The sequence below is a fragment of the Rummeliibacillus suwonensis genome (assembly GCF_007896435.1).
GTDB classification, from domain to species: domain Bacteria; phylum Bacillota; class Bacilli; order Bacillales_A; family Planococcaceae; genus Rummeliibacillus; species Rummeliibacillus suwonensis.
On record NZ_VCBL01000008.1, the window covers coordinates 1 to 11,827 of the forward strand.

The 11,827-nt window shown below is 32.8% G+C and carries 8 protein-coding genes and 1 pseudogene; 2 read left to right on the top strand and 7 right to left on the bottom strand.

Annotation, left to right across the window (positions count from 1 at the left end; genetic code table 11):
- Nucleotides 1-644: 644 nt before the first annotated feature.
- Both FEU33_RS18455 and FEU33_RS18460 read right to left on the bottom strand, forming a co-directional pair.
- Complete coding sequence (locus FEU33_RS18455) at nt 645-1,319, bottom strand: DedA family protein (RefSeq protein ID WP_146550943.1); 675 nt, start codon at nt 1,317-1,319, stop codon at nt 645-647.
- 249 nt (nt 1,320-1,568) lie between these two features.
- Entirely contained in the window at nt 1,569-2,369 is an 801-nt protein-coding gene (locus FEU33_RS18460) for a TrmB family transcriptional regulator (RefSeq protein WP_146550944.1), read from the bottom strand.
- A gap of 121 nt (nt 2,370-2,490) precedes the next feature.
- On the opposite strand from FEU33_RS18460, the gene FEU33_RS18465 reads away from it, so the two are divergent.
- Entirely contained in the window at nt 2,491-3,267 is a 777-nt protein-coding gene (locus tag FEU33_RS18465; protein WP_146550945.1) for a TSUP family transporter, read from the top strand.
- Nucleotides 3,268-3,285: 18 nt separating this feature from the next.
- Nucleotides 3,286-3,798 (top strand): annotated as a pseudogene (locus FEU33_RS18470) (SDR family oxidoreductase); the annotation flags it as partial.
- A 152-nt stretch (nt 3,799-3,950) separates the two neighbouring features.
- On the opposite strand, the gene FEU33_RS18475 reads toward FEU33_RS18470, so the two are convergent.
- From FEU33_RS18475 to FEU33_RS18495, 5 genes are all read right to left on the bottom strand, one after another.
- On the bottom strand, nt 3,951-6,074 hold the full coding sequence (locus FEU33_RS18475; protein ID WP_186731489.1) for a cellulose biosynthesis cyclic di-GMP-binding regulatory protein BcsB: 2,124 nt from the start codon (nt 6,072-6,074) through the stop codon (nt 3,951-3,953).
- Nucleotides 6,071-7,342 (bottom strand): glycosyltransferase family 2 protein, encoded by a 1,272-nt coding sequence (locus FEU33_RS18480; RefSeq protein WP_146550947.1) that lies wholly within the window; start codon nt 7,340-7,342, stop codon nt 6,071-6,073. Before FEU33_RS18480 ends, FEU33_RS18475 begins: the two co-directional genes overlap by 4 nt.
- Entirely contained in the window at nt 7,335-9,041 is a 1,707-nt protein-coding gene (locus FEU33_RS18485) for a DUF2334 domain-containing protein (protein ID WP_146550948.1), read from the bottom strand. Before FEU33_RS18485 ends, FEU33_RS18480 begins: the two co-directional genes overlap by 8 nt.
- On the bottom strand, nt 9,031-9,843 hold the full coding sequence (locus tag FEU33_RS18490; RefSeq protein WP_146550949.1) for a diguanylate cyclase domain-containing protein: 813 nt from the start codon (nt 9,841-9,843) through the stop codon (nt 9,031-9,033). The genes FEU33_RS18485 and FEU33_RS18490 overlap by 11 nt, the downstream gene beginning before the upstream one ends.
- A gap of 262 nt (nt 9,844-10,105) precedes the next feature.
- The gene (locus tag FEU33_RS18495; RefSeq protein WP_186731490.1) at nt 10,106-11,194 is read right to left on the bottom strand and encodes a glycosyl hydrolase family 8; all 1,089 of its coding nucleotides are present in this window, start codon (nt 11,192-11,194) and stop codon (nt 10,106-10,108) included.
- Nucleotides 11,195-11,827: the final 633 nt, after the last annotated feature.

Sequence of the window (11,827 nt, forward strand, 5' to 3'; positions counted from 1 at the left end):
TGATATCTATTTTGTCTTTGTCACTAACGGAGGTTAGTGAACAAATTTTATTGATTAACGTCTTGCTTGTTCAGTTTTCAAGGTTCATAGTTATATCGTCTATCTTGACGACTTGGTTATTATATCAATCTCGCTTCACAATGTCAATAGTTTTTATTTCACTTTGTTTCAGCGACTTAAATATCTTATCATCGCAATTCTATAAAGTCAATATATCTTTAAATTTTTTTCACTTTATATTTATACTAAATCAATTTTATAAATCATTTTCTTTGTGCAGTGCCTGTTTAGTAAATCTTATTCATAGTCCTCTACAGAAAAGCCTTCAAAAATGCGATATAAATCAGCTTTTTGAGCTCATAAAATAAAGGAAAAGATGGTAAAGCTATAGTTTTTCAACGATCTCAAGCGAGGATCGACTCCCTGTAAAAATATAATGGTCCTATTCATAAACAGTAGAGGTGAAGAAAACTTCACTGAGTAAGGCTTCACTTCACATACTAATTAGAACTTCTTTCTTTTGCTAAGATTTTCATTATGCGCTGCAAGAAGTTACATTTTGAATACTCTACTCCTCTTAGCCTTCCACTTAGCTTATTAAAGCACAAAAGAGTTACCCAAAAACAATTTTGAAGTAACTCTTTTTAACTTGGTTTTTCAGCATTATCATTTTTTGTATTATGAAAAAAGGTCTTTTTCAGCTTATTGATAACTACAAATATCGTTGGAACGAGCAATGGAATAAACGATATCATCGTCAAAGATATAACTAAATTATTTTCAATCCATTCAATATTACCTAATACATAACCTATGCTTAACCAAAAAGATGCCCATAGAATGGCACCTAAACTATTAAACTTCAAAAATACTGAAAAACAATACTGAGTAAGGCCGCTAGCAAGTGGGACAGTCGTTCGCATCAGAGGAACAAACCGGGCAACTAAAATAGAAAATGAGCCATACCGATGAACAAATGTTTGAGCTGTTTGAAGTGTATTTTCTAAAAAATTTTTTAATCGTGGCTTTTTATCATGCCATCTTCTAAATAAATTTCCAATCAAATAATTTTGACTATCTCCTGCAATCGTTGCACTGATAAAGAGGATTAACAATATCCAAAAATCCAATTTTCCGATTGCCGTCAACGCTCCACTAGCAAATACCAGTGCATCGCCCGGTAAAAAGGTCAAAACCACAAAAGCTGTTTTTGAATAAATGATGAAAAATAATGCAATATAAATAAACACACCATATAATTCTATGAAATTCGCCAAATTATCATCAAAGCTTGAAATGAACTGAAAAAATCTGATCATCCTATCCCTTCATCCCATATAGATTTGCCAACTTTTTATGTCTAAAAAATCCTATTTGCATATGTTTATTCAATTTTATGTTTTTAGTCTCCACAAAAATCCATTGCAAAAGTACTTTTATAAAGAAAATTTCCTTCTACTGCTACTTCGCCTATGTAAACATCAAAGCTTATAAACCTATTCACCTAGATTTTATAAGCTTTTTAGTTATCCACATGTGTATAATTTTTCGATTAATGATTTATCCACTTACTTTTCCACAAATCCATCTTCCATAAAAAACTTTTTACGTTCTTCCGAAATCCACTGTTCCAAATTGTCTTTGTTGCGTTTTACTAAACGATTAACTAGTACATCGTGCCAAACATAATCTTCTAATAAATATATATGTACTTGATCATTCGTATAAAAAGCCAATTCACAATCATTTACATATGAGCCATATATCATTTCCTTTGCGTCGATCGACAAAACGAACCACCTTTTACTAGTCGGTGCTTCTGTAAAATGTGTAATGCGATGTAAATCCACAGTCTTTATAGGATGATCAACATGCAATGTAATACCTTGAATTTGAACACCCTCCGCTACTTCCTCTAACTCCTCTCTCATTTCTTCATACATATCATCCCACAATGAGATAATAATCCGTTTCTCAGCCTTCCTAATAAGCATCCTACAATAACTAATGATAGTTGTCTTTTCTTTTAATATTAAAATTTGATTGTCTGGACTTTCCTCTGTTGTTTCAAGCTGCTTTAGTTTATTACTTAAGTTTTGATAATTTTTTTGCCAGTTGGATTGTGCTTTTTCAAGAAAAACATCTACCGGCAGTGGTGAATAGACTGTTCCGTCGATTTTTTCTTCTTTTAAGACAAGCCCTTTTTCGATAAGGCTTTTCAGAATATCATAAATTCGTGCTCTTGGTATGCCAGAGTTCTTACTTACTTGGTAAGCTGTGACAGTACCTGATTTTACTAGTGAAACATAGGATTTTGCTTCATATTCAGTGTATCCTATGGCTTTTAGCTGTTGCACTAAATCCTCCATTTATATTCCCCCGTATCCTTCTTACATGTTACATGTATCATACCAAATCTTTTTGAACTATTTACATTCAAAAGGATTTTAGTTACCATTTTGGTAGTCACTATTTAGGAAGGTTGATTTGATGCCATTTCATGTTGATATTGATTTTTCATTATTATTAATTCTTGTGCTTTTTGGATTTTTGGCTGCATTCATCGATTCAGTAGTTGGTGGAGGTGGGTTGATTGGTCTGCCAGCACTATTATTTGTCGGTCTTTCTCCTGCCGCAGCCGTTGCAACAAATAAACTTGCTGGTACAATGGGATCTTTGACCAGCACAATTACTTTCTACCGCTCAGGAAAAATGGATTTCAAATCAGTCGCAAAGTTTTTCCCATTAGTATTTGTCGGTTCAGCTCTTGGCGCATGGATCGTCCATTTAATGGACCCAGATATATTAAAACCTCTGATGCTCATCATGCTTGCAGGAGTCGCTGTATATACGGTTATTAAAAAAGATTGGGGCAGTAATTCTACATACAAAAAGTTATCATCTGTAAAACTAACATTGTTTATAATGGTTATTTTTGCAATTGGTTTTTACGATGGCTTCTTAGGACCTGGTACAGGCTCTTTTCTCATATTCGCTTTTTTAATGGTAGGCTTTGATTTTCTAAAGGCAGCAGGAAATGCTCGATTCTTAAACTTTGGTAGTAATATTGCGGCACTTCTTACGTTCATGTTTTTAGGTCAAATCCATTATGCATATGGCATTCCAATGGGGATCGCACAAATCTTCGGTGCTATTATTGGCTCTAGATTCGCCCTTAAACAAGGCACAGGTTATGTACGTGTATTATTTATCGTTGTAACATGTTCATTGCTCGCGAAAAATGTTTATGATTATTTTTTTAAATGAACCTAGTAGATTTAGACGTTGCAAAACATTGTCAACAACGCTGGCATTATGGATGGCATGCAACCAGTTGGTGAGGTAGAAGATGCTCGTTGGGATCTAGTATTCGCCGTTAATACAACAAGCGTTATGAAATCCATGCGTATTGCAGCAAACATCTTCCTAGAACAAGGTCATGGCGTAATCGTTAACAATATTTCTGCTGGTGGTCTTTATGGTGCTCGCGCTGGTGCTGCATATACTGCTTCAAAACATGCTGTTGTCGGATTGACGAAAAATACTGCATTCATGTACGCAGACAAAAACATCCGCTGTAACGGGATTGCTCCAGGCGGTGTAGTAACCAATATTAGCTCCTCTATGAAAAATATAAGCGAGTTTGGTGCAGCTCGACAACACCTCGGGCTAGCTATCATGCCACGGGCTGGTCAGCCTGAAGAAATTGCTAAACTTGCATTGTTCTTAGGTTCTGATGAATCAAGCTTCATCAATGGTCAGGTCATCGCAGCCGATGCTGGTTGGACCGCATACTAATCACTTCTTGTTTATACATGAAAAAGGCATGGAGATTGTCGAAGCAATATACACGTTAAAACGTGAACTAAACAAAAAGCATCACAAAAAGGAGTCGAAGTATATGGTTAATTCCATAACTTTGACTCCTTTTATGAAATGAATTTAAGAAACTAGTCTTTTATTTTTAAACGCTTCTTTCGTTTTAAAATAAGCAAAAGGAGCATTACGATCAAAGCGATTAAGCCAATAAATGCTACGATCGATGAAATGGATAAGCGTGAACCATCTTCGTTCGAAACAACTTGGTCATTATCTTGATTTTTATCAAGATAAGCACTATTCGTAAAGAACTGATTATTTAATGTTTCAGTCGCAACTGTAGCATGTTTATTAATATTTCCTAATTTTTTTATAAAAGTTGAGGTTATATAAGGTGTATTTTGGCTAGTACGTGCAATAACGAATACATTATATTGATTGTTTAATTCTCCAAAGTCATTTTTTTGTATAAAAGCATATCTTTTCGTTACTTCTCTGATAAATCCATACTTTTGCAGATCTGGTTGGCCATTTTCAAATGAAATGATTCGATTTTTTAATTTACGTAATAAAGGTTGTTCATCTTCGCCCCCTATGAAGAGGACATTCGAATTCTGAAGCTTTTCTGAAGTCATATCTTTAGCAAGTTCTAACTCAATCTTTTCTTGACCATTAGAACTAAAAAGCGAGTGATATAATGTAAATAATTCATCATCTGAAACATTATTGGAAGTTGGTAAAATAATTTTCAATGGTTCTTTGCCAACAATTAAATTATGTGGATAACTTGCTAAAGTTGCTACTGACATATTATTAGTAGAATTAAGTGAAAATGTTAATGTACTATTTTTATGAATCATAATCCACTTTTCTTCATCTGTTGAATAACAAGGATCTTTTATTTTTAAACCATTTGCAACGAATTGAATATCTAATAACCCATTGTAGTCTTCTTTTGGAATCGAAATTGGAATATCTACTGTATAAGTACCATCATTGGTGCCTTTCAATGTTCTCATATCAATAGAATGTGGTATTCCGTTTACTTTTACATTCAATTCTATATTGCCATGCGAAGTTTCTTTATTCTTGTCACCATCATGAATAGTAGCTGATTTTTTCAATCGTAATTTTAAGTTGATTGTTTTTGTGATATCAGCATTATTAGGTAAATAATAAAAATGATGATCACTCACTTCATTATTACTGCTTAATGTTAAATTCTCCATATCAAATTGAGCAAGTGAAATCACGTTATTTTGATCGGTACTTGTCATTTGTGGAAGATCTTCAATTGACAGGTTAGATCCTGAAAGCTGATTGATTAGTTTATTATTCGTTAAAATAGAAATTCGCTTTTGTAAATCTTCAGGCTTATTAGCAGAAACAAATAATACTTTTGCTTCTTTTCCATCATTCTTTAATGTAGTTGTTGCAAGATTTAATGCATGACTATTTGTTGGTAATTTTGCGGCTGTTTCTACCTCTCTAATTTCTTTTGAATTAAATCCATGCTTTATTCCGATGAATATTACATTACCTTTTAAGCTATGAAACTGGGATTCTCTTACTAATTGAATGCTGTTCTTGTCATCAGTTTGTGTAGCTAAAAAACTGGCGACCTGCATAACGCTATTCAATATTGCATTTGTTGGCTTATCTGGAAATACAATTGTCGTTGGGTTAAAGGTTGTACCAATAAAATTTGATGGATACTGCGCTAATGTAGTTTGAGAATTTATTGTATCTAATTGTATATAAGAGTCTGACTTTACTTTCAGCCAATTGGCAGAAGTGGAATTATTCACACACACTCCTTCTTTTAAAACACCATAGAATTTGATAGATACTTGGTGATCTCCTTTTTTTAATGCCTCCCCTCTTAATGAAAATTCTATTTTCCTCTCTGTATTTTTACCTTGCAATGCAATTGATTTCTCATTTTTACCATCGATGGCAATCGTCAATGATGATGGTGAGATTAGTAATCCCGAATTCTCTATATATAACACTATTTTATTTTTTGTAGAACTTGAAGTTTCCGTCATATGATAGTTAAATGTCGTTTCACTAACTGCCCCATTCAAAATGACTTCTGAAGTCGTCAATGATTGGTGATCAACATGATTATGTTGAGAAGAAATTTTTACTTGTTCAACATTTATAGAAGAATCGGCATGACTTTTAACAGGGAAAATTAGTATAACAATGATGTTTATAATGATTATTGCAAACAAACCCGTATATTTATTCACTTTAATCCTCCTTTATCTTTTTGACTAAATCTTTCTGTTTTATACCACTTCACTTCTTGTTTAAATACAACTCTTCTTATTTCTAAAAATAGAGAATAAATAACAAGTACTATCCACATTTGTGAATAAGTGAAATACATAATATTAACATAAACAAAGTTTTTTACATTCATTTCTGCTTTTTCAATACTAAGTGTAATCATGACTTCTCCTAAAAATAAAAGAAAAGCAAGAACCCACAGTACAAGCGCAACATTTCCAATCACTAAATTTAAATCATAAAATGAGTTAATGATAAACAAAACATTGGAAATAATTACTCCAAAGAAAAATAAAAAATATGTAAAAAAGAAATAGAATAAATCAAAAATAATACTTTTACGTTTTAGTGTCATGAATTGTCTTAAAAACTTAAGCACCACATACTGATTTCCCCTTGCCCATCTCGTTCGCTGCTTCCACCATACTTTTAATGTTTCTGGTTCTTGTTCCCAAGTTATAGCCTTCGGAAAAAACCTTATGTGATAACCTTGATTATAAACACGAATAGTCAGCTCTGTATCTTCTGCTAAAGCTTTTACATCCCAACCACCTAATGATTTAATAATACTTCGTCTTATCGCAAAATTCGTTCCTGGTATCGTTGTTACTTTAAACCAATTCCAACGCCCGCCCTGCGCCATCCATTGGAAACAAATCGTTTCTATATTGATGAATCTTGTCAGCCACGTTCTTGCAGCGTTAATAACTCGAAATTTACCAACAACCGCTGCTGCTTTCGGATCATTGATCAGTCCCATTACTAAATACCATACGGCCATTTTTTCCGGTGTATTATCTGCATCATATACAACAATCACTTCACCATCTGACTGTTTCAATGCTTCATTTAATGCAGATGACTTTCCTTTTCCTTTGTTTTCACCATGTGTTTCAATAACACGAATAAACGAGTATTTTTCATGAAAACTTTGAGCGATTTCCCCCGTTCTATCAGAGGAATTATCATTTATAACGATCACATCCAACTTTTCCTTTGGATAATGCAACCGAGACATTGCCTGTAAGGTTTGAGCAATAACAATTTCTTCATTGTGCGCAGGAATAAATACACTAACGGTCGGTAAATCCCCCATATTTTTCTCCCATTTTGGAATGACTCGTTCAAATGTGCTGAAATGTCTATACCCACCTTGCATAAGAAACATATGGTATAGCAACATAATCCAAATCAAAGAAAGTGATATAAAAAATAATGTATTAGCCATTTGACCTTCGCTCCTCAAATAGTCGTTTCTTCAATACCATTCTTAACCTTAGTACATTGACAAAGAATATAATGATAAACAAAAGTACAACAATCGCTAAAATCCATAAAATCATTTCCAATGGTTGATCTTTTATACTCTGCTTTAATCTGTCAATGAGCGAATAATTGAAAGTCACATCTAACTTTTGATTAGCCTTTTGTGTGATTTGAATTTCAGATGTTTTAACTATATTATTCTTTTCTTTCAAATTTAACCAATAAATGTTAGAAAGCAGTTCAATTTGATTTAGAACTTTGCTTAAATATCGAGCATCTATGGAAGTAGAAAAACTAACTCCAATAGCTGAACCGGAAACATTAGCGATTTGATCTAGTTGATCCATTACTTTCTCAAATGGATATCTATCACCTTCAAACATCATCTGTACAGTGACTGGATATAAGATCATACTATTTAAAAAATCCGGCTTGCTAACAAACAACGGAGAGCCTATGTCATTTGAAGAATTGCTATATTGGACTTTTCCAAACATCGTGGAAAAATGCTGCGATGCTATTTGATACGTAACATTACTAGCTCCATAATTAGGAATTTCCAGGCCTAAAGGATAAAGATGATTTAAGCCCAACTCATTAATCGATGATGAAAGCCTGTTCTCTGTGTAGTGCTCCTCTTCTTTTTTATAGCGCTTTAAATAATTACTGTATTGTTTTTCATTTGCAAAATCAGTTTCAGATTTCAGAACAATGGCATCATTAGCATTTTTTGCTGTCACTGCCTGATTTCTTTTTATATCCCAAAATTCCATTTTCACAGTATTACTATTTAGGTCATAGCTACCCAAATAACCTTTTGCGATTATCATTGCACAACTACTCTGAGCCTCTTTCAAAACCTTTAGTAATGCCTGATTATCTTGAATCTTTCGTAACGATTTATTGTCCCCACCACTAACTACGGGTGTCACTGCTATATAATAAGGTTTTCCCTGTTGTTCAAGGATTTTCGTTAATGCGTGTAACTTTTTAGCATTCGTAAAAGGTGTTACATCATCTAAAAGAATATAAACAGGATGCTTAGCATTTTCCTTTTGAAACTCATCTGCAAGTAATTTTGAAAATGAGTATATATCCATATTTTGCAATTCCGTACTTGTAAAATAATAATTATTATCGTTTTTGATTACTAAAGGATAACTGTTGTTTAAATCATATCCTTTCATCAAAATTTCATTTTTACCTGTATTCTGAATTATTTCAACCGGATGGGGCCTTTTCAATGATGTTTGATTAATTCGTCGAATATTAATCGTCTTTTTTATTTTCCACCTTGAAAAAGTCTTAAATTGTTGAATATTCTTTCCAAAAACAAGTAATCTCTGTTGCTTATTATTGGCTGTATCTGTAAGCACAGTTGGTAACTTTTCTTCCCATTCTCCAATATAAATTATATTTTTTATAGATTTAATGTTTTGCTTGTCAAATGCATGTACAGATTTGACTTCTTTGATATTGAATACTGATGAAAGGTTTGTCTCAATAGCATTAACATTAGCACTAATTTTTGTATTCTGTGTTGAATATAAAACGATTGCCGGTTCCTTCTCTTGTGCCTTAGCCATTATAGACAATTGGACAAAAGCACTGATAGATACTATTAAAATTATTATTTGATTCCAAAAGAATCTATAATTCATGAGAGATCATCTCACTCTCAACTTGTTCTATGAGTTTAGCCACTATTATTTCTGTTTCAGGCTCATAGATAAAATAGCCCGCGTGATATGTTAATGTAACTAGATTATTATTTGATAGGGTGTGTTCTGATAATTTATCTCTTAATTTGTCCAATATTAAATCTATATACTTTCCTTGCGTTTCAGGTAAGATCAATGCAAATTGATCCATGTCATATCGAAATTTTTTATCTGTAAATCTCATTACTTCATCCATACATTTAGAAATATTTAAAATAAGTCTTTTTGTCTCCTTATTGCCATATAAATTTCTAAAATTTTCTAGATAATCCAACTTTAAAAGAACAAATATAAACGGTTTCTTTGTTCTATCGGAGCGCTTCATCTCTTCTAACAATGCCATCTCCATTCTGAACCTATTATCAAATCCGGTTTCAACATCGACTGCTACATATTTTTGAACTTCCATTTGTAATTGTTCGTTGCGCTTTCTTTGACCAACGATAGATTCATGTAATTTTCCTGCAATTAACACAAGCACAATTGATGATAAACCATAGAAGAAAAAAAGTTTCATCGAAAAAGTAAATGGATAAATCATATGAGCTGTATTGGCAAAATTAAAATATAAAAGAACACTTCCAATAAAAAAGATGAACACAAGACTTACAAGTAATCCTGTTATAGCACCAGCAAATAAAGTTAATACAATCAGGAAAATCAAAAAGATATATAACATTAATTCTTCTTGATTGCCTTGCAACAAATAATAAGAAGGCAATTGTAATAAAACAATTAACATTGAAAGAATTCCTAAAATATTTTTATTAAAATTTAAAAACGGCAAACACTATCTACTCCTTCTAGAATGACCATATATTGACCAACATTGATAAAGTAAAACATCATATACTATATATTTTTCATTTCCCGCTGTATTAGTTGAACCAATCAGGCTTCTACAGATAATTAATCTCTCACTTTCTGCTGCTGTTACCTCATTTTTTGGAATGGAGATCTTACTACCTGTTAATGTAAGATAAAAGATACATATGTGACGAGCCCTAATTTTGAGAGTTTTTCGCATAAAGTGTATCCACAATTAAAGGCAATAAATTATCAAATGCATGTGTCTCTAAAGTATCTACATCTATATAACCGCCAAAATAAGGCTTCTCTTCTGAATTTTGTCTTAATGCGATCATTCGTTTATAAAGTTCTGGAATCAAACTCTGATGATCTGTTTCGTTTAAAAACATAATTGCTAAAGCATATACTGATGGTGATTCATATCGAACGATTGGTGTACCAGTTCGTCCACTATATTGACCGAACAATTTTCCATTATTGTTATTCATCCTATCTTCAATAAACTCTACGAGAGAATTGACATCTTCACCAATAGAAGCAAGATGATAACCAATATAAAGTTGATCTATAAGATTCACCCTTTGATCAAAAACATACTGGCTTGACTCCGTATTAAATGATTTAGGATACAATCCTTCTTTTGAAGTAGGAGCATTTCTTAAAACGTCAATATTTTGACTATATACCCCTTCAGATAATAAACTTTCCTTTTTCATCTGCCTTAAAGCATTTGGCATTATATAGCTAAGTGTTAAATAATGCGTGCCTTGTTTATCATCTAAGTTAATGAAATCTACAAAATATTGCTGTTGTAATTGATACTTTAATAAGGTCTTGGACATCTTATTAGCATATTCTTTATACTGAACGTCTCCCCATTTCTTTTCTGCTCTATATAGTACATTTATTACTCTCAAGTCATCTATTAGTGCATTTGCATTTGCCATTTGTCCTTTATCAATGCGCCAAATCAACAAATTATCCTTTGAGTAGAAATGCTTTCTTAGAACACTTAGTTGAAAATCAAAAGATTGTTTTTGATCGCTTATCAATAAATATTCCATCCACAATCCTATAGATTCTGAGAGATATTCTCCTTTTCGATCCGTTAGGTTTGTAGATATTAATCCATCTGGTTGAAGTAAATGATTTCGTATAAATTGTTCTGTAGGAAGGGGATTTTGGGGGGGAGTGTCTGTAATGGTCGAACGACTTTCTTTTGAATCGCAAGCTACTAACAAAATAAGAACTATTACACAATGGATTACATTCTTACGATTCATGGAATATTTCTCCTTCCAAAGTAACTCAAAAATGCATTTCTTCGAATGTGTAAATACAAAAATGATTCTAAAGTATAATTCTGAACAAATACTAAACATTTTTTATATTCCATATTTCTTTCGACTTATTTCTTAAAATATTTATCCTAAAAATATATCTTTTTTAATATCATTTTTATATTCACAAATTCCAAGATGATTTGAAGTTAGTAGTTTCTTTGCTTTCCATTACTCAAAGTTCATTCCTGTATTCACCTCTATCTTAGAGACAAACTCTGATCAATAATTATCATATTTACCAGTAATATAGGAGAATGAAGTTGTCATGCTACAATAAAATATCAGGCGTGCTGATTATCCAATTTAATCCATGAAAATAGGGGAATTTGTCGATTGCAGCGAAGGCTTACTCGCTTTCCTGCGGGCGAATGCTGGGGGCAACAGGATGTTGGTCACGGAGTCGCTGCCACAGGACGTGGCGCCCTTAGACTCCGTTCCTTAATCGCTACGCTGCGGGGTCTCATCTATTCGCTTTTCCCACGGGACGTTGAATTTTCTTCCTCGAATCACACCGCACGAAGGAAATGCTTGCATTTTCGAGGACTCGAGCAAGCCGCAGCGAAGATCTATATA